Source organism: Vibrio sp. R15-SG3-ISO1B (genome assembly GCF_059833835.1).
On record NZ_JCBDGG010000006.1, the window covers coordinates 1 to 25,723 of the forward strand.

Here is a 25,723-nt window from a genome sequence, read left to right on the forward strand (position 1 = left end):
AAGGTTAACCATCTAGGGGAGCCGTAGGGAAACCGAGTCTTAACTGGGCGCTCAGTCTCTGGATATAGACCCGAAACCAGGTGATCTAGCCATGGGCAGGTTGAAGGTTGAGTAACATCAACTGGAGGACCGAACCGACTAATGTTGAAAAATTAGCGGATGACTTGTGGCTAGGGGTGAAAGGCCAATCAAACCTGGAGATAGCTGGTTCTCCCCGAAAGCTATTTAGGTAGCGCCTCGGACGAATACTACTGGGGGTAGAGCACTGTTAAGGCTAGGGGGTCATCCCGACTTACCAACCCTTTGCAAACTCCGAATACCAGTAAGTACTATCCGGGAGACACACGGCGGGTGCTAACGTCCGTCGTGGAGAGGGAAACAACCCAGACCGCCAGCTAAGGTCCCAAATTATTACTAAGTGGGAAACGATGTGGGAAGGCTTAGACAGCTAGGATGTTGGCTTAGAAGCAGCCATCATTTAAAGAAAGCGTAATAGCTCACTAGTCGAGTCGGCCTGCGCGGAAGATGTAACGGGGCTAAGTAATAAACCGAAGCTGCGGCAATACCTTTTAGGTATTGGGTAGGGGAGCGTTCTGTAAGCCGTTGAAGGTGTGTTGTAAAGCATGCTGGAGGTATCAGAAGTGCGAATGCTGACATGAGTAACGATAAAGGGGGTGAAAAACCTCCTCGCCGGAAGACCAAGGGTTCCTGTCCAACGTTAATCGGGGCAGGGTAAGTCGACCCCTAAGGCGAGGCCGAAAGGCGTAGTCGATGGGAAACGGGTTAATATTCCCGTACTTCAACTTATTGCGATGGGGGGACGGAGAAGGCTAGGTGGGCCTGGCGACGGTTGTCCAGGTTCAAGTGCGTAGGCTTGAGAGTTAGGTAAATCCGGCTCTCTTTAAGGCTGAGACACGATGTCGAGCGCCCAAGGGCGTGAAGTCATTGATGCCATGCTTCCAGGAAAAGCCTCTAAGCTTCAGATAAGTTGGAATCGTACCCCAAACCGACACAGGTGGTCGGGTAGAGAATACCAAGGCGCTTGAGAGAACTCGGGTGAAGGAACTAGGCAAAATGGTACCGTAACTTCGGGAGAAGGTACGCTCTTGACGGTGAAGTCCCTTGCGGATGGAGCTATTGAGAGTCGCAGATACCAGGTGGCTGCAACTGTTTATTAAAAACACAGCACTGTGCAAAATCGTAAGATGACGTATACGGTGTGACGCCTGCCCGGTGCCGGAAGGTTAATTGATGGGGTTAGACTTCGGTCGAAGCTCTTGATCGAAGCCCCGGTAAACGGCGGCCGTAACTATAACGGTCCTAAGGTAGCGAAATTCCTTGTCGGGTAAGTTCCGACCTGCACGAATGGCGTAATGATGGCCACGCTGTCTCCACCCGAGACTCAGTGAAATTGAAATCGCTGTGAAGATGCAGTGTACCCGCGGCTAGACGGAAAGACCCCGTGAACCTTTACTACAGCTTGGCACTGAACATTGAGCCTACATGTGTAGGATAGGTGGGAGGCTTTGAAGCAGGTACGCCAGTATCTGTGGAGCCGACCTTGAAATACCACCCTTGTATGTTTGATGTTCTAACTTAGCCCCATTATCTGGGGTGAGGACAGTGCCTGGTGGGTAGTTTGACTGGGGCGGTCTCCTCCCAAAGAGTAACGGAGGAGCACGAAGGTGGGCTAATCACGGTTGGACATCGTGAGGTTAGTGCAATGGCATAAGCCCGCTTGACTGCGAGAATGACAATTCGAGCAGGTGCGAAAGCAGGTCATAGTGATCCGGTGGTTCTGAATGGAAGGGCCATCGCTCAACGGATAAAAGGTACTCCGGGGATAACAGGCTGATACCGCCCAAGAGTTCATATCGACGGCGGTGTTTGGCACCTCGATGTCGGCTCATCACATCCTGGGGCTGAAGTCGGTCCCAAGGGTATGGCTGTTCGCCATTTAAAGTGGTACGCGAGCTGGGTTTAGAACGTCGTGAGACAGTTCGGTCCCTATCTGCCGTGGGCGTTGGAAGATTGAAGGGGGCTGCTCCTAGTACGAGAGGACCGGAGTGGACGAACCTCTGGTGTTCGGGTTGTGTCGCCAGACGCATTGCCCGGTAGCTAAGTTCGGAATCGATAACCGCTGAAAGCATCTAAGCGGGAAGCGAGCCCTGAGATGAGTCTTCCCTGGCACTTTAAGTGCCCTTAAGGGTTGTTCGAGACTAGAACGTTGATAGGCAGGGTGTGTAAGCGCTGTGAGGCGTTGAGCTAACCTGTACTAATTGCCCGTGAGGCTTAACCATACAACACCCAAAGGGTTTTGATGGACTCAAAGCAAGAACGAAACTTGATTGTGTGAATGAACGAGAATTCAGTTCCTAGTGAATAGTTCCTAGTACCTAGAAGGTATTTCTAGGAACTCGCATCTAGGCACTAGAAACTTTAATTAACAGCTTTCCGAATTATTAAGTTCTAGGAACTAGGGTCTAGGCACTCACTTCTAGGAACTTAAACAAAATTTGCTTGGCGACCATAGCGATTTGGACCCACCTGATTCCATGCCGAACTCAGAAGTGAAACGAATTAGCGCCGATGGTAGTGTGGGGTTTCCCCATGTGAGAGTAGGACATCGCCAGGCTTTGAACATTATCTGTTTAAAGCACGATTGAGATAAGACTTTAAATAGACCACTGCGGAGTGGTAGTTCAGTTGGTTAGAATACCGGCCTGTCACGCCGGGGGTCGCGGGTTCGAGTCCCGTCCACTCCGCCACTTATAAACCTCGTTTATCGAGGTTTTTTTGAATCTAATTTTTAGGGGTGTAGCTCCAATTGGCAGAGCAGCGGATTCCAAATCCGCGTGTTGGGAGTTCGAATCTCTCCACCCCTGCCATATCTAAGGCTCTAGTCGAAAGACTAGAGCCTTTTTTGTCTCCGTTTTTTAATCTTGCACGCGACAAAACACAAATCACTCATTGCACTGAGAATCATTCGCAGTATTTTGCTACATTATACGTCTTGTCTGTTTTAGGTGTTTACCGTTATGGCTTTGAGTCGTCGCCAATTTCTTCAATCTTCACTTGCTTTGTCTGCTCTCTCAATGATTCCTGCTTGTTCGGTGACTCGGCAAACTCGGACTCGAGAAGGCTATGTTTACGATCTCACTGCTGAGCCTAGCCGGGCTGAACTCGTCCCTGGGTATCAAACAGACGTACTGGGGTTTAATGGTGCGATCCCTGCGCCGACACTCTATTGTCGTCAGGGGGAAGAGGTCGTGATTCGTTTCACGAACAAACTGTCAGAGCCTACCACCATACATTGGCACGGCTTGCGAATACCGATCGAGATGGACGGCGTTCCTTTTCTCAGTCAAGCGCCTATCATGCCGGGAGAGACGTTTGAGTATCGATTCACTCCGCCTGACGCAGGCACGTTTTGGTATCACCCACACATGAACAGCGTTGAACAGTTAGGGCGAGGACTCGTTGGACTGATTATTGTTGAAGAGCGCGACCCCGTGGTTTTTGATGAAGAGCATGCGTTAATGCTCAAGCATTGGCACATCGACAGTCAAGGGCAGTGGAAGGAGAGAATGATCCCACGTTTAAGTGCTCGGATGGGCACGCCAGGGGAGTGGAGCAGTGTGAATGGCGTTCATGAGCCTTTATATACGCTTAAAGCGCACGCGACCACTCGCTTACGCATTGCTAATGTCGACAATACCATTACCTATCCAATTGCGATTGAAGGGGCAGAGGCTTGGATACTGGCTATTGATGGCAACCCGGTCACCACGCCAATGAAGCTCTCTCAGCATAAAGTTGGACCGGGTATGAGGGTGGATCTTGGTCTGATTGCGCCATCTGCTGGCAACAAAGTGTTTGTTCGTCAAATGAAGGGGCGTTTCCCTTTTCCTCTGTGTGAATTTGATGTCGTCGCGTCTGATTTGCCACAGGGTCAAGCGCTGCCAAGTTTGCCTCTTAACCCTGTGCCCGCGCTCGATCTACCCAACGCTGAAGAGATTGACTTTGTGTTTGAGTGGCAAGGTGCGGTAACGCCCGTAGGCAAAGATGGCAAGGCGAGTTCAACCTTTTGGTTGACCAACAAGGTGGCGTGGCAGGGGATGAGTCGTCATTCGATTCCTGCGCCGCTGGCGCAGTTGGAGCTAGGCAAAACCTACATCTTCGATCTTAAAAATGTCACTCAGTACCATCATCCTATTCATCTTCATGGCCATACCTTTACCGTGCTCGAAATGGACGGTAAGCCGCTCCTAGAGCCGTTCCATACGGATACGGTACTACTGGGCAAGAATGGTCGTGCCAAAGCGGCTTTCGTCGCGGACAACCCCGGTCGGTGGATGTATCACTGTCATGTCATAGAGCACATGAAAACCGGTTTGATGGGCTATATCGAAGTAAAGTGACTCCTGTAACTTTTTAAATCTAACAGAGTGTTTAGCGTCATTACATTGATCTGAAGTCTGTTTTTTTGTCTGTTTGGCGCTACACTAACGCCACAAATTTGGAGGGGTTATGGGTCAGTTTGCAATTTTAGGGTTTATTGCCATGGGTGGCGCCGTTGGTGCGTGCTCTCGTTATTTAGTGTCTGAGCTGTGTGCGACATTACTGGGGCGAGGTTTTCCATATGGTACGCTAACTGTTAACGTAGTCGGCTCACTGGCGATGGGCTTACTGATCGCCGCGTTTGAAAATGGCAACCTTGCGACTGAACCATGGAGACAGATCATCGGGCTCGGTTTTCTTGGTGCTTTGACGACGTTCTCTACGTTTTCGATGGACAACGTTTTACTCATGCAGCAGGGCGCCTTTTTCAAGATGGGACTCAATGTCTTACTCAATGTAGTATTAAGCATCTCTGCCGCTTGGGTGGGCTTTCAACTGCTGATCAAAAGCTAGCTTGCTTAGAGGTGCTTTGAGCCTCACTAGACAAAATTTACACAGGTCGGCTTGGTTTATCCAAGCCGTTTTTATATACTCGGTTCACTTGTCGGAGTGCCATAAGGCTGAGACCGTTTATTCGGGATCCGTTGAACCTGATCAGGTTAATACCTGCGAAGGGAACAAGAGAAGATATCGACCCTCCTAATCTAGGATTCGTTCTCTCTGATCTGAGCGTCATGCGATCTATCTACAGATAGGTACCCGCGTCAGATCGCCCTCTTGTTGCATCTTTCCGCCAAGCATTTTTATCTCTAACACTCATGCTCCTACGAGCAATAAAGAGCAAGGAAAAATGCTATGTCGAATCGCAAACAAGCGAGACTGGAAGCCAAACAGTTTATTGATACCCTCTCGGTACAGGCGTACCCCAATTCACGCAAGGTTTATGTAGAAGGTTCACGACCTGATATTCGTGTTCCTATGCGAGAAATCTCCCTCGCTGACAGCTTGATTGGCGGTACTAAAGACGCGCCGATCTTTGAGCCCAATGAGCCGATTCGCGTTTACGACACTTCTGGTCCTTATACCGATCCTGACCATACGATTGACCTCTACCATGGATTACCTAAGTTACGTGAACAGTGGATTGAAGAGCGCGGTGATACGGAGCTGCTCGATGAGGTCAGTTCGGTATACACCAAACAGCGCTTGGAAGACGATACGCTAGACGAGCTGCGTTATGGTAACTTACCTCGCATTCGCCGTGCGAAAAGCGGTCAGTGTGTTACTCAGCTCCACTACGCGCGTCAAGGTGTGATTACACCGGAAATGGAATACATCGCTCTGCGTGAAAACATGGGGCGTGCTCGTTATCGCGATGAGGTGTTGAACCAACAGCATCCAGGTCAAAGCTTTGGGGCCCACTTGCCAAAGGACATCAGTGCTGAGTTTGTCCGCCAAGAAGTGGCCGCGGGCCGTGCCATCATTCCATCCAACATCAACCACCCGGAAGCGGAGCCAATGATCATTGGTCGCAATTTCTTGGTCAAGGTGAACGCCAATATTGGTAACTCTTCTGTGACCTCTTCCATTGAGGAAGAAGTTGAGAAATTGGTTTGGGCAACACGTTGGGGCGGCGATACGGTGATGGATTTGTCGACCGGACGCAATATTCACGAGACTCGAGAGTGGATTCTACGTAACAGCCCAGTTCCGATCGGCACCGTGCCTATGTACCAAGCGCTTGAAAAAGTGAATGGCATTGCAGAAAACCTCAACTGGGAAGTGATGCGAGACACCTTGATTGAGCAAGCTGAGCAGGGCGTCGATTACTTCACGATTCATGCCGGTTTGCTGTTGCGTTATGTGCCGATGACGGCCAAACGTGTCACGGGTATTGTCTCTCGCGGCGGCTCGATCATCGCTAAGTGGTGTCTCGCTCACCATCAAGAAAGCTTCCTTTACACCCACTTCCGCGAAATTTGTGAAATTTGTGCCAAGTACGATGTCGCGCTTTCGCTCGGTGATGGCTTGCGTCCAGGTTCGGTGGCCGATGCCAATGATGAAGCGCAGTTTGCTGAGCTACGCACGTTGGGTGAACTGACTAAGATCGCGTGGGAGTATGACGTGCAGGTGATCATTGAAGGCCCTGGGCATGTACCTATGCACATGATCAAAGCCAATATGGATGAGCAGCTAGAGCACTGCCACGAAGCGCCATTCTACACTTTGGGTCCTCTGACGACCGATATTGCCCCTGGGTACGATCATATTACCTCTGGCATTGGCGCTGCGATGATCGGCTGGTACGGCTGTGCGATGCTCTGCTATGTGACGCCGAAAGAGCACTTGGGTCTACCCAATAAAGAAGACGTTAAGACGGGCTTGATTGCTTATAAACTTGCGGCGCATGCGGCGGATTTGGCTAAAGGCCACCCTGGTGCTCAGGTTCGTGACAATGCGCTCTCAAAAGCTCGCTTTGAGTTCCGCTGGGAGGATCAGTTCAATTTGTCGCTTGACCCTGATACAGCGCGAGCTTTCCACGATGAAACTTTGCCGCAAGAGTCGGGCAAAGTGGCTCACTTTTGTTCAATGTGTGGACCAAAATTCTGTTCGATGAAAATTTCTCAGGAAGTGCGCGAGTACGCTAAAGACACGCAACAAGTCGAAGCCGACCAAGCCATCTCCGTTAAAATGCTCGATGATCCACTTGAAGGGATGCGCCAAAAGTCAGAGGAGTTCCGTCAATCGGGTTCTGAGTTGTATCATCCTGCCGCTCAGCCTGAAAGTGCAGAGTCTTAGGAGCGCGACGATGAAAATTGTGATTCCTCACTCAGAGCCCACATTGCGCGATGATATCGCGCAATGCTTGGCATTAGCCGGCGAGCAAGGGTTTGCCACACGAGAGATTCAGTTGATTGAAGGGGCTGAGTCGACGGTTGAACTGCGCGGTGCGTCTTCTTCTGTTTGGATTGCTCGGGATACGCAAGTCTCTGAGTCTTCCTCTCTCAGTGACGACAGCGAACAAAACATCCATCAACTGGTGTACTCAGTTGCAGAGGGTGATGTCTCGCTGGCGGACTATGCCCCGCATGCGATCGTTATTGGCGCAAGGTGCGAAGGGCGCGTGCTCGATATTTGGCAACACAGCACGCGTGCTCATGCTGAAGTGCGTGCGCTTAATGTCCACCAAATGGCGCTTGATGCTACACAGCACTTTGCATGGTTTATCACCTTGCGGGCGCTCGATTTTCCCGTTGAAGATGCACTGACGCTCGCACGTGCGATGGGGCATGTTTCACGTGAAACATCTCAATGGCCATGTTGTTTAGAGCAATTTCCTACGCCTGTGCTCGAGGACGAAACTCTCGGCATTCGTGTTGGTTGGAAAACTGAAGGCCGCGCGATCTCTTTTCCCTCCATGGCGAAAGAGGTGTTGGGTCTCTATCCGGTGGTCGACGATGTCAGTTGGATTGAACGATTACTTCCTCTAGGCATTAAAACCATACAGCTGCGCATCAAAGATCCACAGCAAGCTGATTTGGAAGCGCAGGTGATACGTGCGATTGCATTGGGTCAGCAATACCAAGCACATGTGTTTATCAACGATCATTGGCAGTTGGCGATAAAGCACGGTGCATTCGGTGTTCACCTTGGCCAAGAAGATATTGAAGCGTCGAACTTGCAGGCATTGTCACAGGCAGGTATCGCTTTAGGGCTCTCGACACACGGCTACTACGAACTGCTGCGTATTGTGCAGATTGCGCCAAGCTACATCGCACTGGGGCATATCTTCCCAACCACGACCAAGGTTATGCCTTCAAAGCCGCAAGGTTTAGTGCGCTTGAAGCTTTATCAACAGTTGATTGATTCGATTCCTCGCTCGCAAGGTACGGGCTTTCCTACGGTTGCGATTGGCGGTATCGACCAAGGTAACGCTGCGATGGTGTGGCAGTGCGGCGTCTCAAGCCTGGCTGTCGTGCGCGCGATTACGCTCGCCGACGACCCAAAACCGGTCATTGCGGCTTTTACTGAGTTGATGAAGGCAAACAAGCAAGTAGGAGAGCAGGGATGACCATGCTGTCTGACGAGGCGTTCTTACGTTACCAAAGACAAGTGTCGTTGCCGCAATGGGGCGAACAAGGGCAAGCAAAGTTGGCGAATGCTCATGTGTTGCTGATTGGTTGTGGTGGCCTCGGGTCAGCGGCAAGCCTTTATTTAGCGTCCGCTGGTGTAGGCAAATTGGTGTTGGTGGATGATGATCGTGTCGAGATAAGCAATCTTCAGCGCCAAGTCATCTATCGAAACGATGACCAAGGGCAGAGCAAAGCGTTGGCGGCTAAGAGTCAATTAGAGCACCTCAACCCTTTGATTCGCATTCGCGCGATTGACCAACGGCTCGATGATACCCAACTTGGGCTTGAGATCATGCTTGCCGACATCGTGCTTGATTGCACAGACAACCTTGAAACGCGTCAGCAAATCAATCAGCTCTGCTTCAAAAACCGGACACCTTTGATCTCGGCCTCGGCCATTGGATGGCAAGGGCAATTCGCGTTGTTTGATTATCAGCAAGATAGCCCATGCTACCACTGCCTATATCCGTTCGATTCACTTCCTTCTGGCCAAAAATGCAGTGAACTTGGCGTGGTAGGTCCGGTGGTAGGCTCGTTAGGTAATTACCAAGCGCTGGCGGCGATTCAATGGTTAGCCCTTGATGAACCACAACTCAGCCCATCGACATTACACCTGTTTGATGGACTCACGATGCGCTGGCAGACGTTAACTATTTCAGTGGATGCCACTTGTCATGTGTGTCAGTCAAACACCGTTAAGGAATGAACATGGAACCCATCACTATCACCGTCAATGGTGAAACACATACGACTCACGCAGGGACAACATTGACGGCGCTCATTGCTGAGTTATCACTCGCCGAGGTGGGCTGTGTGTTTGCCATCAATAACTGTGTCGTTCCGCGCAGCGAGTGGGACAGACATATCGTCAATCAAGGCGATGCCATCGCACTATTTCAAGCCATTGCAGGAGGCTGATCATGGCGCCAATAACACCGCTTACTATCGCGGGCAAAGTGTTTGACTCGCGTCTGTTTACCGGCACGGGCAAATTTTCGAACAGTACCACCATGTCGCGCGCTATTGAGGCGTCGGGATCGCAACTGGCGACTATGGCGCTCAAGCGCGTCGATATCCATGATAAGCAAGATGATATCTTAGCGCCGTTGATTGCCGCTGGCGTGAATTTATTACCGAATACCTCTGGGGCAAAAAACGCGCAAGACGCCATTTTCGCCGCGCACTTAGCACGTGAAGCCTTGGACACACAGTGGCTTAAACTGGAGATTCATCCTGATCCTAAATACCTGATGCCTGACCCAATTGAAACCCTAAAAGCGGCAGAACAGTTGGTCAAAGATGGCTTTATTGTCTTGCCGTATTGCCACGCAGACCCGGTGTTGTGTAAGCGTTTAGAAGAGGTGGGCTGCGCAGCAGTGATGCCTCTTGGTGCGCCTATTGGTTCGAACAAAGGGCTAGCATCGCAAGACTTTTTGGAGATCATCATCGACCAAGCCGGTGTCCCCGTCATTGTCGATGCCGGGATTGGTGCTCCGTCTCATGCGGCAAAAGCGATGGAGATGGGCGCGGATGCGGTGTTGGTGAATACCGCGATCGCGGCGGCGAGCAATCCAGTTGCTATGGCGCAAGCGTTTAAGATGGCGGTGGAAAGCGGGCGGATAGCGTTTGAATCCGGCTTGGCTGGACAGGTCACCCATGCTGTTGCGTCCAGCCCATTAACCGCCTTCTTAGAGTGAGGGATGCAGCATGAGTTTTGTATCGATTCATCAACGTATGGACTGGGATGACATCAGGCTGTCGATTTACGCGAAAACTCATCAGGATGTGGAACGTGCACTGGCGAAATCTAAGCGTGATCTCGAAGATTTTAAAGCCTTGATTTCACCTGCGGCAGAGCCTTACCTTGAGCAAATGGCGCAGCAATCCTACGCGCTCACGCGTAAACGGTTTGGCAACACGATTGGATTGTATATCCCGCTTTATCTCTCCAACTTGTGCGCCAATGCATGTACCTACTGCGGTTTTTCGATGGAGAACCGTATTAAACGCCGTACACTGACAGAGCAAGAAATCGCGGCAGAGATAGACGCGATTAAGTCGATGAAATTCGACAGTGTGCTTTTGGTCACTGGTGAGCACCAAACCAAAGTCGGGATGGACTACTTTCGCCGCGCACTGCCACTTGTTAAAGCGCACTTTAACTACTTGGCAATGGAAGTGCAGCCGCTTGATGAAGGGCAGTACCGTGAACTGAAATCCTTGGGCCTCGATGCAGTAATGGTCTATCAGGAAACCTACCATCGTCGCACTTATGTTCAGCACCATTTGAGGGGCAACAAAACAGATTTTGACTATCGCTTGGAAACGCCGGATCGTTTGGCGAGAGCCGGGATCGATAAGATCGGTATAGGCGCGCTCATCGGCTTGGACGATTGGCGCACGGATTGCTTTTATGTCGCCGCGCACCTTGACTACTTAGAGCGTACCTACTGGCAAACTCGTTACTCGATTTCTTTTCCACGGCTTCGTCCTTGTGAGGGCAATGCATCGGAAGGGGTGATTCAACCTAAATCCGTGATGAGTGATAAGCAGTTGGTTCAGTTAATCTGTGCCTATCGGTTGTTGAATCCGACGGTTGAGCTTTCGTTATCGACACGAGAGTCGCCGCAGTTTAGGGACAATGTGTTGCCACTGGGTGTGACATCCATGTCCGCCGCATCAAAAACACAACCCGGCGGATATGCGATGCAAGACGTCGAGTTGGAGCAGTTTGAGATCAGCGATGAGCGAAGTGCTGAATCAGTCGAGCAGGCGTTACGCTCGAAAGGGTATGACCCGGTTTGGCGAGACTGGAACGCAATCTATTCAGGATAATGTTTCACGTGAAACAACCACGCCACAATTAAAAAAGGCTCTCATGTTGAGAGCCTTTTCATTCAACTTCACGCGATATGCAGATCTACCGAGTGTTCAAAGCACGATTAGTCGCGGTGAGCGATGGGCGATGTTGCGCGCTCTAACCACGTTCTTACCTCACCATCGACCAATGGGCTGAGGTCATTCCACACTTTTTGGTGGTAATCATTAAGCCAAGCGAGCTCTGGTTTGGTCAACATATCAATGTTGATGTTGCGCTTATCAATCGGGCAACGTGTGAGTGACTCGAAGCTCAATACAGGGAAATCACCTTGTGTTGGAGTTTCCACTACGAGTTCTAAGTTCTCAATACGAATGCCAAACGCATCGGCGCAGTAATAACCGGGCTCATTGGAGAGCACCATACCTTCCATCAAAGCCACATCAATTTGTCGTTTGGAAATGCTTGCTGGTCCTTCATGGACACTGAGGAAGTGGCCGACACCGTGGCCCGTACCGTGGTCATAGTCAAAGCCTTCTGCCCATAGGTGTTGACGGGCAAGGGTATCAATTTGATAGCCGCGTGTTCCTTTTGGAAAACGGGCACGTGCGACACCAATATGACCTTTGAGCGCTAAGGTAAACTGCTTGATCATCTCGTCACTAGGTTGACCGATGGCCACAGTACGTGTGATGTCCGTCGTTCCGTTGAGGTATTGGCCGCCAGAGTCGACCAGGTAGAGAGAGTTCAGGCTCAACTGACCCGGGGTCGGTTGGTTTTCGTGGTTGTAGTGACACATTGCCCCGTTGCTGCCTGCTGCGGAGATGGTATCAAAACTTAGGTCTACTAACGTTTCATCCTCACGACGGTACGCTTCTAAACGGTCGGCTAGGTAGGCTTCATCGTGAAGTTGGCCGTTGGCGACTTCGTTATCAAGCCAAGAGAGGAACTTGACCATGGCGACGCCATCGCGCACATGACACGCTTTCATGCCCTCAATTTCGACCGCATTTTTTTGCGCTTTCGGCAGCAAGCAAGGATCGGCTGCACTTACGACATGCGCGCCACTGTTTTGCAGTGTCAATTTAAACCACGCATTGCTCGTCGCTGGGTCAAGTAATACTCGGCGTCCATTAAGCGAGTTAAGAATAGACTCCAGGGACTCGGGAGCATGAACTCTGACACCGGTACCAACATGCTCAGCAAAGCCTTGCGGCAGACGTTCTTGGCGAATAAAGAAATCGACACTGGCGTCGCGGTGAATAATCGCGTGAGACAATAATACGGGCAGGCGAGAGACATCGAGGCCACGCACATTAAGCAGCCAGCAGATAGAGTCGAGCGCGGTCACGACTGCAGCATCAAGGTTCTGCTTTGTCAGTTGCTTGGCAATCTCTTCACGTTTGGATGATGAGGTTTGACCGACAGATTCAATCGGCATTAAGCGCGCAGGTGATTCGAGGGCGGCTGGGCGATCATGCCACAGTGCGTCGATGGGGTGACTGGTTAACAGCTTGAGTTCAAGTTTGTCCGCCAGTTTGGTTTGCGCAGACTCCAGCCAGCCTGCATTGTGCATGCGTGGGTCAATGGCGACGACGCTGCCGGGTTGTAGCTCACTGAGCAGCCAGTCTAATGCCGGCTCTTCAATTAAATGGCGGTATTCGAACAGCTCGCTAGGGACTTGCTTGGTGACTTGCACCGTGTATCGACCATCGACAAACACCGCTGCTTTTGTTTGTGTGACCACCGCGGCCCCGGCTGAACCAGTGAAGCCGGTTAGCCAATGCAGGCGTTCGTTGTGCGCAGGAATGTACTCGCCCAAGTATTCGTCTTCATGGGGCACAAAAAGGGCATCGATATTGTTCTGAACCAGCCACTCTTTGATGGCTGTCAATCGTTGTTCAGTGGTGTTTAGCATCTGTGAATCCTTCAGTTATTTGAGGTGTCCATCCGACGTCTTAGACTCGCAATGACCGCGCATCTTGATGAGCGGGCGAATCACGTTTTGGGCTTGGACGATGGCCATTAAGCTACTCCTTTTACCAGAGCGCTGCAAATGGTCTGCATCGATCGCCGGGTAAGGATCGCGGGGTAAGGTTAACTGACTACGTGACGTAAAATCAGTGCAGTTGTCATCGCGTGACTAGCATTGCACGGGGTTATCGTAACGCGGCTAACGTAGCGCGGTTATCGTAACGCGGTCGTCTTTTCGCGGATAATTTGTCTGAGCCAGGCAAGAGCCGGGTCGTTCTCTCGGTCGCGATGCCAAAACAGGGTATAGGCCATGGGCGGAAATTCTAACGGCAGTGGCAGCACCGCGAGGTTAAGCTGTTTCGAGGCAAGCTTGACGAAGTGGCTTGGCGCGGTAAAGACAAAGTCTGTGTAGGAACACAGACTGGCGGCGCTGTTGAAGTCCGGCACAGTGATGGCGATATCGCGCTCTTTGCCGATGTCGGCAAGGCGATAATCCAGCAGCCAGCGATCGTTACCATCGCAGCGTACTTGAACATGACGTTGGCTAAGAAACTGTTCTAACGTCCAAGGACGGCTCAAGGCAGGGTGATCCGCGCGCAATAAACACATCTGGTTATCACGGTAAATCTCTTGTTCACTAATATCGCTCGGCGGCAACATGGTCAGTTTGGCATCATTGATGTCGATGTCCTTGCCAGTAATGCCGAGATCAATCTCGCCTTTTTGTAGTAGCTTGAAGGTTTGATCGGACCAAGAGTGGGTGCTGATGGTGACCCCGGGGGCGCGTTTAAAAATCTCGGGTAGAAAGTGGGGCAGAATCAGCGGGTAGACACTCTCTACCGCGGCGATTTGAAACTTGTAATCACTGCTGTCAGGCTGAAACTGCTCGGGTTGCGTCAGTAGCTCTAACTGATGGATCAGCGCATCCAATTTAGGCTTAAGAAAGAGGGCTTTGGGCGTTGGCTTTAACCCATGCGCTTGGCGCACGAACAGAGGGTCATCGAATTGGTCACGCAACTTGGCGAGGTTCTTACTGACCGCAGATTGGCTGAGGCACAATCGGTGAGCGGCACGTGTGACATTCAGCTCTTCAGTAAGAATCTTGAGGCACACCAGTAAATTCAAATCTAAGCGAGCAAGCTTCTCTATATTCATACATTCCCCTAAGGAATAACTTAAATGATGATTTGTCATTGGATGTCATATCTAGACTAACTTAGACTTTGCCGAGTTTCATCCTTTCTTGTGCATAATCATTTTAAAAGAGGCGAGCAGTGAACGCTGACAACCCGATCATCTACGGCAAACTTCAATTCATTCTTTTGACCCTGTTGGTGCTGTTTAGCCCGCTGGCAATTGATATTTATCTGCCTGCGTTGCCACAAATTTCTCAAGCGTTTCACGTGGAACACGCCTTAGCACAAGATACTATCACATGGTTTTTGTTCGCGATGGGGGTCGGCCAACTGTTTGCTGGCCCGCTGGCGGATAAGCTAGGACGTCGAACTGTTGCATTAGGTGGGATCAGCATCTACGCCGCGAGCGCTTTATTGGCGTGGAGTGCTCAAAACATCGAGTGGATGCTGGTTTCGCGCTTGCTGCAAGGCTTAGGAGCGTGCGCGACATCGGTGGCCGCCTTTGCAACAGTTCGCGATATTTTCGGTCCACAGAAAAGTGGCAAGATGATCAGCTACCTGAACGGGGCTATCTGTTTTATCCCTGCATTAGCGCCTATTCTTGGTGCATGGCTGACTCAGCAATTTGGCTGGCGCGCCAACTTCAGCTTTATGGCCGGATTCGCGTTGATTGGTCTGGTGGCGATGTCGTTTGGCCTTAAAGAGACCAATCCGCAAGTCAGCACCGCGCCGGTATTTCGTCTACAACGCTATTGGCAAGTGCTGAGTACACCGACGTTTTTGTTCCACGCATCGTTGTGTATGTTGGCGATGGCGGTGATTCTTGGTTATGTGACCTCAGCCCCTGTGGTGCTGATGGAAAATCTGGGTTTAAGCATGAACGCATTTACCTTTTGGTTCGGCATCAATGCGGTGATCAACATCGTCGCGTGTATGACAGCGCCTAGATTTATGGATAAGTTCGGCACGCACACCACGCTCAATGTCGGCATCTTGTTGTTGGGATTAGGCGGTATCGTGATGCTAGCAATGGCGACGCAAGCAAGTGCCCTTGCCTTTATGCTGCCGATCTTCCTATCCTCGATTGGTTTTGCGTGGATTCTCGGCGCGGCAGCAGGTAAGGCGCTTGCCCCGTTCGGTGACAAAGCGGGCACTGCCGCTGCGCTACTCGGGTTATTCCAAATGAGTGGAGCGGGCTTGGTCGTCGGCACCATGCAGCGTTTTGGGTGGGAGCCGCAAGTGCTTATCGCCTCATTGATGCTCATCATCACACCTGCGCTACTGATTTTGTGGACCAAAGCGGGCAGAGAGTGGCACTACTGTTATGAGTAGGTGTTACGAATAGATGTTATGAGTAAACCGTAATAAATAAGCTGCTATGAGTAAGTTGTTGTCGACACCTTGCTCACATCACTAGGCAAGGGCGCGCTTAGCTTTACAAGGCAAAATATCCTTGTATATTGAGGCGAGTTAATCTTGTAACGATGGAAAAACCACCACCATGTCGATGACGACGTACGAAAAAGCGCGTTTGATGGAGCAGCTTGAAGAGTCTCCAGAGAAAGTGATGTTTGGTAAATTAATTCATGAGCTCGGCAATCAGAGCAGCGAGCGTATTCGCAGTGCCGCCAAGCAAGTCCCGCTCGATGTGTTGCGCGATATCGTGTTCCATTTTCAGCAAGTGATTGAGTCACGTAAAGGCGAGCAGCTAGACATCATCGCAAAGCAACTTGCCCAGCAGGGCATCTCAGCGGAGCAGCTCAAGCAGTACATGGAAAACCAAGGCAAATAACCTTGTTGATTCGATTGGGTCAGTTGGATTCGTTCAGTTCGATTTGATAGAAAGCTCGCACAACGCGAGCTTTTTTTATGGATTGACGTTGCGATTGATGGGGTTTTGCAAAGAGATGAGCGTTTCGGTGGATTGCACTTCGTCGATGGCTTGCAGCTTATCGATCAGTACGTGTTGCAGCTCCTCAATCGAGCGACACATCAATTTGACGAAGATGTTGTACGCACCCGTCGTATAATACGCTTCCACCACTTCCTCGAGTGCATTGAGCTTTTGCAAAGCTGAGTGATAATCGCGCGCCGCGTTGAGGTTAATACCAATAAAGCAGCAGACGTCGTAACCGAGTTTTTTCGTATCGACAATCACTTCCGTGCCTTGAATGATGTCGGCTGACTTCATCTTTTCTATTCGAACGTGAATGGTCGCAGGGCTGACATCAAATTGCTTCGCCATTTCGGCGTAGGGCGTCCGCGCATCTTCCATTAAGGTTTTCAAAATCGCTTTGTCGAGGTCATCGAGCTTGGTGGAGTGAGCTTGCATAGTCAGCCTTGTTGAAAATAGAAAGACTATTATTGCCGCGAACGGGCGAAGACATCAATGGCGATTTGTTCGTAGCGAAGTGGGGAAACTGTTAGGTAGAGCCAGCTAAAATCCATTACACTGACGCGCACGCGTCCCTCAACACTGACCAACACTGGAGCCGATAGTGGATTTGCAACTTCTCTGCGAACACCCTGAACAGAACCAACAACTGAACGATATTGCTGCTCGCTGGGGGCTTAGCCACAGTGACACCAGTCCGTTTGCTTTGGTGCTGACGGCGCAGCGTTTGGAACTTCGCAAAACTGATGAGCCTAAATTGGGGGCGATTTATGTCGACTTGGCCGGAGGTGCCGCTGAGCATCGCCGCAAGTTTGGGGGGGGAAAAGGGCAAGCGATCGCCAAAGCGGCCGGGCTCAATAAAGGCGTGGTACCGACAGTGCTTGATGGCACCGCTGGCCTTGGGCGAGATGCGTTTGTGTTGGCCTCTTTGGGCTGTCAGGTACAGATGGTGGAGCGTCACCCTGTGGTGGCGGCGCTACTGGATGATGGCTTAGAACGCGCCAAACAGGACCCAGAAATCGGCGTCTGGGTCAGTGAGCGAATGTCACTGCTGCACGCATCGAGCCACAACGCGCTGGAAACGCTCGCAAGTCAGCCTGATTTTGTGCGCCCTGATGTGGTCTACCTAGATCCCATGTACCCTCATCCTGAGAACAAAAAGAAAAGCGCGTTAGTGAAAAAAGAGATGCGCGTATTTCAAACGCTTGTGGGCGCCGATCACGACGCAGACGGCCTACTCACGCCAGCCCTTGCGCTGGCGACGAAAAGAGTGGTGGTCAAACGCCCCGACTACGCTGATTGGCTAGATGGTGTCAAACCGGCGATGGCGATAGAGACCAAGAAAAACCGCTTTGATGTCTATGTTAATGCAGCCATGAGTTAGTTAATTCGGCCATGAGCTAAGTGCCTGATTCTATTTATACTCACCACACCGTGCTTTATGGCGGTGGAAAATAACGCTTGCCAAGCCTGTTTGATGGCTATATATCTTACTAAGAACTATTCGTATTCTTTTTAAGGTAAGTCGATGGCAAAGCGTTTGTGCAAGTTGAGTCGTAAACAAGTCGCACACAGTTTGGGTGAGATAGAAAAGCTCGTGGTTGAACCCAAGTTTGTCTGCCGCTCTTGTGCGCGTGCCAGTCACAGTAAACAACACTTATGCAAACCGGCGTCAATTGCGGCGGCTGCCCATACCCAGCCAACGACTCATACACCTAAAATCCTTAAGCCTCTCTCTGCGCGAGCTGAATCTGCACTATTCGCACCTCAACAAGCGGCAGTGGCTTCTGCGCCTTCAGATACGCAGAATGTCGCTCAAGCGATCGAGACAAAGCGTGAAGAGCAAAAAGCGCAAGCCGTGCAGCGCGTCATTGCGCGAGTGAAAGCACGCAAAGCTGACGTTGAGTTAAATACCCTGACGTCCGTGAATTCCTTGGCGCCGGTAGTAGAGACGTTCGATTTGATGGATAAAAAGGCGTTCAAGAAAGCGAGAAAAGAGCTCAAACGTGCTTATAAGCAGCAGAAGAAGTGGCTAAAAACGCTGAAAAAACAGCAAAAACTCAGTAAAAAGCAGGCTAAACTGCAGGCCAAGTTAGACGTCATGCCCACCTGGCCAACCGGCTTAGCTGAGACAGAGAAGCGCCAAGCCAAGGTGCATTAAACCGAGACTAGGCGCTAGACTTTGGATTTACGCGGCGTTGGTTACATGCTTTTTCACCCAGGTTTCGTTGACCCAAAGTGAAAGGACAATAATAGCGCCGCCAATGGTCAGTCTCGTCAGGTCGACATCGCGATTCCAGATCACGATATTGACGATAAGCCCAGCGGGGACCAACGCATTATTCATCACCGCCAGCGCACCAGCATTCACCATGGTCGCGCCTTTATTCCACGCGAAATAGCCCAACCCAGACGCAATCAAGCCTAAGTAGGTCAGAACGCCCCATTGTGTTGCCGTACTTGGCAATTTCTCACTGTTGCCCATCAGCGCAAACGCGATGAGTGCCACAGCCAGCGCGCCCAAATAAAAGTAACCAAAGACCGTATGCTGTGGCAGGGCGACTTGCTGCTTTTCCATCAAGTATTTGTAGCCCACTTGGCCAATAGCAAAGCAGAGATTGGCTCCTTGCACCACCATAAAGCCAAGTAAGAAATGCTCATTGACCCCGGCAAACTTGATAAAGGCAGCGCCAGCCACTGCGATCGCCGCGGTGACCAAATACCAAGGCGAAAAGCGACCCTTGAGCAGATCGTAGATTAACGTCACGTAAATCGGCGTGAACACCGTGAACAGCAAGACTTCTGGCACAGACAGAAGCAGGAAGGATTGATAGTAAAAACAGTACATCAAGCCAAGTTGAAAGCCGCCAACGACCATCAATTTGGCAATCAGGGATTTCTTAACCCCTTTAAATTTCAGGAAAGGTAGGAAAACCAAGCTCGCTAAGGCGACGCGCATTAAAACCGAAAACCACGCGTCGACTTGGCCCGCCAAATAGACACCAATCAAGCTGAAGGAGAACGCCCACAGCAAGGTGACCGAAGAGAGATAAAACATGATTAAGACTCATTATCAAAAACTATCTAATTATTTTATCTCAATTCATCCCTTGAATCAGTCTTTTAGTGGTACAACCAACATGTCGACCGGTGAGCAATTGATCAACTGACGGGTCGAGGAGAGCAGTTTGCTCCAAAAGTCTTGATGGTGGCCACACACCACAAGATCGACGTTGAACTCTTGAATGGTATCGCAAAGCTCATTACCTAAGTCGCCACTGCCAACTAGGGTATGTTTAATGGGGAAGTTGGCGTGGTCCGCAAGGTTTTGCAATTGCTTTTGCGATGCCTCAATAGCTTGATGTTGCGTCTCCGCCAGGTTGATGTCGATGAGGCCGGTATACAACTCGGCGTAGTTGACATCAATGTGGATGAATGAGACCGCCGCGTCGAGCGGCTTGGCCAAGGAGACCGCTTTGTCTACCAGCAGTTTGCTGTCTTCAGACAGGTCGATGGCCACTAGAATGTGTTGATAGCTCATACCGAATCCTCTTATTTCGCTCGCCTAAAGTTAGATTAGCACCTCGCTGCTCAATTTTTTGCCAAGGTGATCTCATATCCACATTCACCATACAAAGTGTTATGGTGGCTAGCATGATATAGTCAGTTTAAGTTCATAGACTTAGTAGGAGTGCGAAATGCTGTCACAAGCGATGGTCGAGCAATTGAATGAGCAAATTAATCTCGAATTCTTTTCATCCAATCTATACTTACAAATGAGTGCTTGGTGTGAGGACAAAGGCTTTGAAGGCGCGGCCGAATTTTTACGCAAACACGCCGTTGAAGAGATGGAGCACATGCAGCGTTTATTCACGTATGTGAGTGAGACGGGGGCAATGCCGATTCTAGGTGCCATTGATGCACCAAAACATGAATTTGAGAGCCTAGGTGAAGTCTTTCGCGAGACCTATGAACATGAGCAAATGATTACGCAAAAAATCAACAAATTGGCTCACGTTGCGTTTACTTCTCAAGATTACTCAACATTCAACTTCTTGCAGTGGTACGTTGCAGAGCAGCACGAAGAAGAGAAGTTGTTTAAAGGGATTTTAGACAAGCTAGAACTGGTTGGTGAAGATGGTAAGGCGTTGTTCTTCATCGATAAAGACCTAGCTGCTTTAGCAAAAGAAGGTTCATCTTCTATTATGGATACCGCCGCTGAATAATTGTCAGCGAAAGATGCTCTGATGGGATCGTCTTTTCTTCGGTAACCTATGAAGATGTAGGGAGGAAAAGATGATCAATGCAGACACCATTCTATTCACGTTGATGCTTGTAACGGCGGTGAACATGGCCCGTTACCTCACTGCACTGCGTTCTCTGATATACATCATGCGCGAGGCGCATCCTCTTTTGTACCAGCAAGTCGACGGCAACGGTTTCTTTACCACGCACGGCAATATGGCCAAGCAGGTACGCCTGTTCCATTACATCAAAAGCAAAGAGTATCACCATCATCACGATGAAGTGTTCACGGGCAAATGTGATCGCGTCAGAGAGCTGTTCATACTCACCACCTCATTGCTCGCGGTGACCTTACTGGCAGCGTTTATTCTTTGATGATCGGCGCCTTTAAATTGGCAAGGTAGGCAATAGCCGTTAAAATAGCCACCTATTGCGAAGGATGTGCTCAGTGCACATCCTTTTTTATTGAATCATGACAGAGTTAGTAACCACCATGGCAGAGAAGTTTGATGTAGTAGTGATTGGCGCCGGTGCGGCGGGCCTGATGTGTGCCGCCCAAGCAGGAGAGCGGGGCCGTCGCGTGTTAGTGCTGGATCATGCTAAGAAACCGGGCCGAAAAATCCTCATCGCCGGGGGCGGCCGCTGCAACTTTACCAACTACGATGTGTCTGCCAAACACTACCTGTCACGCAACCCGCATTTTGTTAAATCGGCCTTGGCACAGTACACCAACTGGGACTTTATCTCGATGATCTACAAATACGGCATCGAGTTTGAAGAGCGCGATCATGGTCAGCTGTTTTGTGTCGGTGACTATGACTCCAAAGACATCGTTAAAATGCTTCTCGCCGAGTGCGATAAACCGAGTATCCAATTTCGCTACCAGCAAGCCGTTGACAACATCGAGCAGCAAGCCAATGGCTTTTCTCTGACGACCAATGGCCATGCGATTGAGTGCGAATCCCTCGTCATCGCCACCGGCGGCCTGTCGATGCCCAAGCTTGGCGCAACCCCCTTTGGTTACAAAGTGGCAGAGCAGTTCGGCCTTGAGGTCCTTCCAACCAGTGCGGCCTTGGTGCCGTTTACGCTGCATAAAGAAGACAAAGACGATTTTTCTGAGCTGTCAGGGATTGCGATTCCGGTTGAAATCACCGCTAAAAACAACACCAAATTCAAAGAGGCGCTGCTGTTTACCCACCGTGGTCTGTCTGGCCCGTCGGTATTGCAAATCTCCTCCTACTGGACCCCGGGCGAAGCGGTTGAAGTGAACCTGGTGCCCGATGTTGATGTGCAGGCCTTGCTAACGCGTTCATTGGAAAAGCACCCTAATCAAACCTTGAAAAACACCTTAGCGAAAGTGCTCCCCAAGCGACTGGTTGAAGTGCTGATCGAGCGCAAAACCCTCGAAGACAAACCGCTAAAGCAATTTAGCAGCAAGGCACTGGAAGACGTGGCTAACACGCTTGAGCATTGGAGCATTGCCCCCAATGGAACAGAAGGCTACCGTACCGCCGAGGTCACCCTAGGCGGCGTCAATACCGATCACTTATCGTCGAAAACCATGGAGTGCAAAGCGATCAAAGGTCTCTACTTTATCGGTGAAGTCGTCGACGTCACCGGCTGGCTAGGGGGCTACAATTTCCAGTGGTGCTGGAGCTCCGGTTATGTAGCGGGGCAGTGGGTTTAATCTCGCGCCCATTGCGCTTTCTTTTTCCACTTCACCTGTTGAATAACGAGCCCGGCAATGATCAACACAAGGCCGATGAGAGTGCTTGGGTGAATGGCTTCGCCGATGATGGTCGCCAGTAAGATCAAAGAGATAAATGGCGAGGCGAAGATGAGGTTACTGATTCGTGCGGTATTGTGAGTGGATTTTAAGGCGCTGAGCCACAAGACGAAGGTGACGCCCATTTCAAACAGTCCGACATAGCTGACCGCCAGCCAACCTTGAGGAGAAATGGCGGCAAAGCTAGCTCCTTCCCACCACGTCAGCCCGAGAGCGAAAGGGATCGCGACGAGAAAACCGAGCAACACGCCGACCACTGGGTCGGCTTTGTTTTTGGTGTTTAAGATCCAATACCCTGCCCAGAGTAGCGTTGAGAGCAACGCCAGCCCAACCCCTAGCGGGCTATCAAAATCGAGCGCCAATACGTTGCCTTTGGTAGCGATAACAATGACGCCAAGGTAGCTCAAACAGCACGCGACCCAATCTTGCTTGCGGATGGCTTGACCTAAAAACACCGCCGCCATTAGGGTGAGGGTGATTGCCCAGCTGTAGTTAATCGCCTGCGCTTGCGAGGCAGGCAGGAGATCGTAGGCTTTAAACAAAATGATGTAGTAGGCCAGCGGGTTGATGATCCCCAGTAATAGGTAATAGCCCGGATTGGCGGTCAAGGTAGTCACCAGCGTGTTGAGCTTGCCTTGCACGGCGCAGATGAGGGTTAAGGCGAGGGCAGAGACGATACTGGCGACCGTCAACATCTGTATTGGAGTAAACTCAGCTAAGGTTAATTTAAACGCGGTGGCTACTGTCGACCAGAGCAAAACAGCAGACAAACCAAAGCCCAGCGCGCGGCGCTCATTCATAGTAAGCCTAAAAAACGGTGAAGTGATGCGCTAGTCTAACGGTAGGCCAATTGCCCTACAAACTGGACATTTATCCAGTGGTGAAATACCATCAAATGACTTGAATTTGATGAATGTACGCCGCTCATGCAATGGATTTTTGATAACACTTCTCTTCTTATCACCGCGGCTGGCAGCGCCGTCACCAGTGGCGTCGTCGTCGGTTGGTGGGTCTCCCAGAAAATGCGCTTGCAACAGCAATTGCTCAGCGCCAAGCTTGATACTCAGCAACAACTCTCACACAGTGAAATCACCCAGTTAAAAAACGCCTTAGCGGAGGCCGAGCAAGAGCTGGAAGCGTTGGATGCAGCGCGGGACAAAGCGGCATTTGAGCTCAAGCAGTCTCACGGCAAGTTGATGGCGGTGCTAGAGAAGCTGCGCTACTTTGACAGCGTTAAGCAAGAGCGTCAGCAATACCTCGACGAACTTGGACTGATGCGTGATGAAAAGGCGCAGCTCGAAGCGACCTTGAGAGAGCAAGAAGCTCGTCATGAGCAGATTACCCAAGCTAATCAAGAGAAACTTGCCCTGCTCGAGAAAGCCGAAGAGCGGCTAAAACAGCAGTTTGAACACCTCGCCAGTCAGCTGTTTGATGAGAAAACGGCGCGCGTTGATCAGCAAAATAAACAGAGTTTGGATGCCTTACTGTCGCCGCTCAAAGAGCAGTTGGAAGGGTTTCGCAAGCAAGTCAATGACAGCTTTACTGTGGAAGCCAAAGAGCGCCACACCTTAGTGCATGAGCTGAAGAACTTGCAGCGCCTCAACGAGCAGATGGCCAAAGAGGCGCTCAACCTGACCCAAGCGCTCAAAGGTGACAACAAGCAGCAAGGCAACTGGGGTGAGGTGGTACTGGCGAGAGTATTGGCTGAGTCTGGCCTAAGGGAAGGGCATGAGTACCACACCCAAGTGAATCTGCAAAACGAGGCGGGTAAGCGTTATCAGCCAGATGTGGTTGTGCATCTGCCCAATGATAAGCAGGTGGTGATTGACGCCAAAATGGCGCTGGTCGCCTATGAGCGCTACTTTAATGCCGAGACCGATCAGCAGCGTGACAAGGCCTTAGGTGAGCACTTACTCGCCATTCGCAGCCACATAAAAGGGCTTTCACACAAGGATTATCATCAACTCAAAGGCATTCAGAGCTTGGATTATGTGTTGATGTTTATCCCCGTCGAGCCTGCCTTCCAAGTGGCGATTTCCTCGGACCCTAGCTTGGTCAAAGATGCGATGGAGCACAATATCATTCTCGTCAGCCCGACCACCTTGCTGGTGGCACTGCGCACCATTGATAACTTGTGGCGCAACGAAAGACAAAGCCAAAACGCGAAAATCATCGCGCAGCGTGCCAGTAAGCTCTACGACAAACTGCGCCTGTTCGTTGATGATATGGAGAGCCTCGGCGGCGCCTTAGATAAGGCCAATCAAAACTACCAAGGTGCCATGAATAAACTGGTGACTGGGCGCGGCAACGTGATTCGACAAGCGGAGAGCTTTAAGCAATTAGGGGTGGAGGTCAAACGACCAATCTCGATGAATTTGGTGGAACTGGCGGAGCAAGAAACGCTGCCAGAATCACAGCTTAGCGGTGAAAATGACCACTTACTTGAAAGACATCCGGCTGAGGATAAAGTAAACTAATCGCCCGCAGTGCTTTGGCCGTATTGAATAGAGAGCACTGTTAAAAGAGGAATCATAATGACGGATATTAGTGTGCAATCGACGACAGCTCTAGAATCTCAGCAAGACGCAGAAACGACCCACTTCGGTTTTACCACGGTAGCGAAAGAGGAAAAAGTCACCAAGGTAGCGGAAGTGTTTCACTCAGTGGCCGCCAAATACGACATTATGAATGACCTGATGTCGGGAGGCATTCACCGCTTGTGGAAGCGCTTTACCATCGATTGCAGCGGTGCCCGTCCTGGACAACGCATCCTCGACTTAGGAGGTGGCACCGGCGATTTGACGGCGAAGTTCTCTCGTATTGTTGGCGACAAAGGCCACGTCGTACTCGCTGACATCAATAACTCGATGCTCAATGTCGGGCGTGACAAACTGCGCGATATCGGCATTGTGGGCAATGTGCACTATGTTCAAGCGAACGCTGAAGAGCTGCCGTTTCCCGATGACTACTTTGACGCGATTACGATCAGCTTCTGTCTGCGTAACGTAACCGATAAAGACAAAGCTCTGCGTTCGATGTACCGTGTACTGAAACCCGGCGGTCGCCTATTGGTGCTGGAGTTTTCCAAACCTGTCTTTGACCCACTCTCTAAAGTCTACGATGCGTATTCGTTCCACTTGCTGCCGAAAATGGGTGAGCTGGTGGCCAATGATGCAGAAAGCTACCGCTACTTGGCGGAATCCATTCGCATGCACCCTGACCAAGAGACGTTGCAAGGGATGATGGATGACGCGGGCTTTGAAAATACGCGTTACTACAACCTAACGGGCGGCATTGTGGCCTTACACCGCGGCTACAAGTTCTAAAGGAGCCGAG

General features: G+C 50.7%; 23 protein-coding genes, 2 tRNA genes, 2 rRNA genes and 1 riboswitch. Of the genes, 21 read left to right on the plus strand and 6 right to left on the minus strand.

The window, feature by feature from the left end; all coding sequences use genetic code 11:
• From AC6R0S_RS01890 to thiH, 12 genes are all read left to right on the plus strand, one after another.
• A 23S ribosomal RNA gene (locus AC6R0S_RS01890) occupies positions 1-2,300 on the plus strand; the annotation flags it as partial.
• Positions 2,301-2,519: 219 nt separating this feature from the next.
• A 5S ribosomal RNA gene (gene rrf, locus AC6R0S_RS01895) occupies positions 2,520-2,635 on the plus strand.
• A gap of 56 nt (positions 2,636-2,691) precedes the next feature.
• Positions 2,692-2,768, plus strand: a tRNA-Asp gene (locus tag AC6R0S_RS01900).
• A 43-nt stretch (positions 2,769-2,811) separates the two neighbouring features.
• A tRNA-Trp gene (locus AC6R0S_RS01905) sits at positions 2,812-2,888 on the plus strand.
• Positions 2,889-3,038: 150 nt separating this feature from the next.
• On the plus strand, positions 3,039-4,421 hold the full coding sequence (locus tag AC6R0S_RS01910; RefSeq protein WP_500637105.1) for a multicopper oxidase domain-containing protein: 1,383 nt from the start codon (positions 3,039-3,041) through the stop codon (positions 4,419-4,421).
• Between the two features lie 109 nt (positions 4,422-4,530).
• The gene (gene crcB, locus AC6R0S_RS01915; protein WP_334555415.1) at positions 4,531-4,914 is read left to right on the plus strand and encodes a fluoride efflux transporter CrcB; all 384 of its coding nucleotides are present in this window, start codon (positions 4,531-4,533) and stop codon (positions 4,912-4,914) included.
• Positions 4,915-4,996: 82 nt separating this feature from the next.
• A riboswitch (TPP riboswitch) is annotated at positions 4,997-5,095 on the plus strand.
• A gap of 161 nt (positions 5,096-5,256) precedes the next feature.
• The gene (thiC, locus tag AC6R0S_RS01920) at positions 5,257-7,200 is read left to right on the plus strand and encodes a phosphomethylpyrimidine synthase ThiC (RefSeq protein ID WP_500637106.1); all 1,944 of its coding nucleotides are present in this window, start codon (positions 5,257-5,259) and stop codon (positions 7,198-7,200) included.
• Between the two features lie 10 nt (positions 7,201-7,210).
• Complete coding sequence (locus tag AC6R0S_RS01925; protein ID WP_500637107.1) at positions 7,211-8,473, plus strand: thiamine phosphate synthase; 1,263 nt, start codon at positions 7,211-7,213, stop codon at positions 8,471-8,473.
• Between the two features lie 2 nt (positions 8,474-8,475).
• Positions 8,476-9,240 (plus strand): HesA/MoeB/ThiF family protein, encoded by a 765-nt coding sequence (locus AC6R0S_RS01930; protein ID WP_500637127.1) that lies wholly within the window; start codon positions 8,476-8,478, stop codon positions 9,238-9,240.
• A 2-nt stretch (positions 9,241-9,242) separates the two neighbouring features.
• Positions 9,243-9,452: a sulfur carrier protein ThiS gene (thiS, locus tag AC6R0S_RS01935; RefSeq protein ID WP_500625349.1), complete on the plus strand. Its 210-nt coding sequence runs from the start codon at positions 9,243-9,245 to the stop codon at positions 9,450-9,452.
• A 2-nt stretch (positions 9,453-9,454) separates the two neighbouring features.
• On the plus strand, positions 9,455-10,231 hold the full coding sequence (locus tag AC6R0S_RS01940) for a thiazole synthase (protein WP_500637108.1): 777 nt from the start codon (positions 9,455-9,457) through the stop codon (positions 10,229-10,231).
• A 10-nt stretch (positions 10,232-10,241) separates the two neighbouring features.
• A complete protein-coding gene (thiH, locus tag AC6R0S_RS01945; RefSeq protein ID WP_500637109.1) occupies positions 10,242-11,369 on the plus strand; it encodes a 2-iminoacetate synthase ThiH in 1,128 nt (375 codons plus the stop codon).
• 107 nt (positions 11,370-11,476) lie between these two features.
• On the opposite strand, the gene AC6R0S_RS01950 is transcribed toward thiH, so the two are convergent.
• Positions 11,477-13,270: an aminopeptidase P family protein gene (locus tag AC6R0S_RS01950; RefSeq protein ID WP_500637110.1), complete on the minus strand. Its 1,794-nt coding sequence runs from the start codon at positions 13,268-13,270 to the stop codon at positions 11,477-11,479.
• 269 nt (positions 13,271-13,539) lie between these two features.
• Complete coding sequence (locus tag AC6R0S_RS01955; protein WP_334555422.1) at positions 13,540-14,481, minus strand: LysR family transcriptional regulator; 942 nt, start codon at positions 14,479-14,481, stop codon at positions 13,540-13,542.
• A 119-nt stretch (positions 14,482-14,600) separates the two neighbouring features.
• On the opposite strand from AC6R0S_RS01955, the gene AC6R0S_RS01960 reads away from it, so the two are divergent.
• Entirely contained in the window at positions 14,601-15,794 is a 1,194-nt protein-coding gene (locus AC6R0S_RS01960; RefSeq protein ID WP_500637111.1) for a multidrug effflux MFS transporter, read from the plus strand.
• A gap of 169 nt (positions 15,795-15,963) precedes the next feature.
• Positions 15,964-16,254 (plus strand): H-NS-like global regulator TsrA, encoded by a 291-nt coding sequence (gene tsrA / locus AC6R0S_RS01965; RefSeq protein WP_487902714.1) that lies wholly within the window; start codon positions 15,964-15,966, stop codon positions 16,252-16,254.
• 75 nt (positions 16,255-16,329) lie between these two features.
• Here the strand turns inward: tsrA and asnC are convergent, their stop codons facing one another.
• Positions 16,330-16,794: a transcriptional regulator AsnC gene (asnC, locus tag AC6R0S_RS01970; protein ID WP_334555425.1), complete on the minus strand. Its 465-nt coding sequence runs from the start codon at positions 16,792-16,794 to the stop codon at positions 16,330-16,332.
• A gap of 166 nt (positions 16,795-16,960) precedes the next feature.
• Here asnC and AC6R0S_RS01975 point away from each other — a divergent pair, with 166 nt between their 5' ends.
• Positions 16,961-17,740, plus strand: coding sequence for a class I SAM-dependent methyltransferase (locus tag AC6R0S_RS01975; RefSeq protein ID WP_500632515.1), 780 nt, complete (start codon positions 16,961-16,963; stop codon positions 17,738-17,740).
• 144 nt (positions 17,741-17,884) lie between these two features.
• Entirely contained in the window at positions 17,885-18,517 is a 633-nt protein-coding gene (locus tag AC6R0S_RS01980; RefSeq protein ID WP_500637112.1) for a hypothetical protein, read from the plus strand.
• Between the two features lie 27 nt (positions 18,518-18,544).
• On the opposite strand, the gene AC6R0S_RS01985 is transcribed toward AC6R0S_RS01980, so the two are convergent.
• The gene (locus AC6R0S_RS01985; protein ID WP_500637113.1) at positions 18,545-19,414 is read right to left on the minus strand and encodes a carboxylate/amino acid/amine transporter; all 870 of its coding nucleotides are present in this window, start codon (positions 19,412-19,414) and stop codon (positions 18,545-18,547) included.
• Positions 19,415-19,471: 57 nt separating this feature from the next.
• Positions 19,472-19,897 (minus strand): universal stress protein UspA, encoded by a 426-nt coding sequence (uspA, locus tag AC6R0S_RS01990; RefSeq protein WP_334555429.1) that lies wholly within the window; start codon positions 19,895-19,897, stop codon positions 19,472-19,474.
• A gap of 157 nt (positions 19,898-20,054) precedes the next feature.
• On the opposite strand from uspA, the gene ftnA reads away from it, so the two are divergent.
• The 3 genes from ftnA (at position 20,055) to AC6R0S_RS02005 (ending at position 22,288) form a co-directional block, all read left to right on the plus strand.
• Entirely contained in the window at positions 20,055-20,582 is a 528-nt protein-coding gene (gene ftnA / locus AC6R0S_RS01995) for a non-heme ferritin (protein ID WP_334555430.1), read from the plus strand.
• 70 nt (positions 20,583-20,652) lie between these two features.
• Positions 20,653-20,976, plus strand: coding sequence for a universal stress protein UspB (gene uspB, locus AC6R0S_RS02000; RefSeq protein ID WP_334555431.1), 324 nt, complete (start codon positions 20,653-20,655; stop codon positions 20,974-20,976).
• Between the two features lie 118 nt (positions 20,977-21,094).
• The gene (locus AC6R0S_RS02005; protein WP_487902728.1) at positions 21,095-22,288 is read left to right on the plus strand and encodes a BaiN/RdsA family NAD(P)/FAD-dependent oxidoreductase; all 1,194 of its coding nucleotides are present in this window, start codon (positions 21,095-21,097) and stop codon (positions 22,286-22,288) included.
• Here the strand turns inward: AC6R0S_RS02005 and AC6R0S_RS02010 are convergent.
• Positions 22,285-23,187, minus strand: a complete 903-nt coding sequence (locus tag AC6R0S_RS02010) for a DMT family transporter (RefSeq protein WP_500630165.1) — start codon at positions 23,185-23,187, stop codon at positions 22,285-22,287. The two genes, AC6R0S_RS02005 and AC6R0S_RS02010, sit on opposite strands and share 4 nt — an antisense overlap.
• Before the next feature lie 126 nt (positions 23,188-23,313).
• On the opposite strand from AC6R0S_RS02010, the gene rmuC reads away from it, so the two are divergent.
• Positions 23,314-24,864, plus strand: coding sequence for a DNA recombination protein RmuC (gene rmuC / locus AC6R0S_RS02015; RefSeq protein ID WP_500637114.1), 1,551 nt, complete (start codon positions 23,314-23,316; stop codon positions 24,862-24,864).
• A gap of 57 nt (positions 24,865-24,921) precedes the next feature.
• Positions 24,922-25,713, plus strand: a complete 792-nt coding sequence (gene ubiE / locus AC6R0S_RS02020; protein ID WP_500625338.1) for a bifunctional demethylmenaquinone methyltransferase/2-methoxy-6-polyprenyl-1,4-benzoquinol methylase UbiE — start codon at positions 24,922-24,924, stop codon at positions 25,711-25,713.
• Positions 25,714-25,723 lie beyond the last annotated feature (10 nt).

Coding starts and splice junctions, on each gene's coding strand:
- AC6R0S_RS01910 (WP_500637105.1), top strand. CDS start 3,039: ATGGCTTTGAGTCGTCGCCAATTTCTTCAATCTTCACTTGCTTTGTCT.
- crcB (WP_334555415.1), top strand. CDS start 4,531: ATGGGTCAGTTTGCAATTTTAGGGTTTATTGCCATGGGTGGCGCCGTT.
- thiC (WP_500637106.1), top strand. CDS start 5,257: ATGTCGAATCGCAAACAAGCGAGACTGGAAGCCAAACAGTTTATTGAT.
- AC6R0S_RS01925 (WP_500637107.1), top strand. CDS start 7,211: ATGAAAATTGTGATTCCTCACTCAGAGCCCACATTGCGCGATGATATC.
- AC6R0S_RS01930 (WP_500637127.1), top strand. CDS start 8,476: ATGCTGTCTGACGAGGCGTTCTTACGTTACCAAAGACAAGTGTCGTTG.
- thiS (WP_500625349.1), top strand. CDS start 9,243: ATGGAACCCATCACTATCACCGTCAATGGTGAAACACATACGACTCAC.
- AC6R0S_RS01940 (WP_500637108.1), top strand. CDS start 9,455: ATGGCGCCAATAACACCGCTTACTATCGCGGGCAAAGTGTTTGACTCG.
- thiH (WP_500637109.1), top strand. CDS start 10,242: ATGAGTTTTGTATCGATTCATCAACGTATGGACTGGGATGACATCAGG.
- AC6R0S_RS01950 (WP_500637110.1), bottom strand. CDS start 13,270: ATGCTAAACACCACTGAACAACGATTGACAGCCATCAAAGAGTGGCTG.
- AC6R0S_RS01955 (WP_334555422.1), bottom strand. CDS start 14,481: ATGAATATAGAGAAGCTTGCTCGCTTAGATTTGAATTTACTGGTGTGC.
- tsrA (WP_487902714.1), top strand. CDS start 15,964: ATGTCGATGACGACGTACGAAAAAGCGCGTTTGATGGAGCAGCTTGAA.
- asnC (WP_334555425.1), bottom strand. CDS start 16,794: ATGCAAGCTCACTCCACCAAGCTCGATGACCTCGACAAAGCGATTTTG.
- AC6R0S_RS01980 (WP_500637112.1), top strand. CDS start 17,885: ATGGCAAAGCGTTTGTGCAAGTTGAGTCGTAAACAAGTCGCACACAGT.
- AC6R0S_RS01985 (WP_500637113.1), bottom strand. CDS start 19,414: ATGTTTTATCTCTCTTCGGTCACCTTGCTGTGGGCGTTCTCCTTCAGC.
- uspA (WP_334555429.1), bottom strand. CDS start 19,897: ATGAGCTATCAACACATTCTAGTGGCCATCGACCTGTCTGAAGACAGC.
- ftnA (WP_334555430.1), top strand. CDS start 20,055: ATGCTGTCACAAGCGATGGTCGAGCAATTGAATGAGCAAATTAATCTC.
- uspB (WP_334555431.1), top strand. CDS start 20,653: ATGATCAATGCAGACACCATTCTATTCACGTTGATGCTTGTAACGGCG.
- AC6R0S_RS02005 (WP_487902728.1), top strand. CDS start 21,095: ATGGCAGAGAAGTTTGATGTAGTAGTGATTGGCGCCGGTGCGGCGGGC.
- AC6R0S_RS02010 (WP_500630165.1), bottom strand. CDS start 23,187: ATGAATGAGCGCCGCGCGCTGGGCTTTGGTTTGTCTGCTGTTTTGCTC.
- rmuC (WP_500637114.1), top strand. CDS start 23,314: ATGCAATGGATTTTTGATAACACTTCTCTTCTTATCACCGCGGCTGGC.
- ubiE (WP_500625338.1), top strand. CDS start 24,922: ATGACGGATATTAGTGTGCAATCGACGACAGCTCTAGAATCTCAGCAA.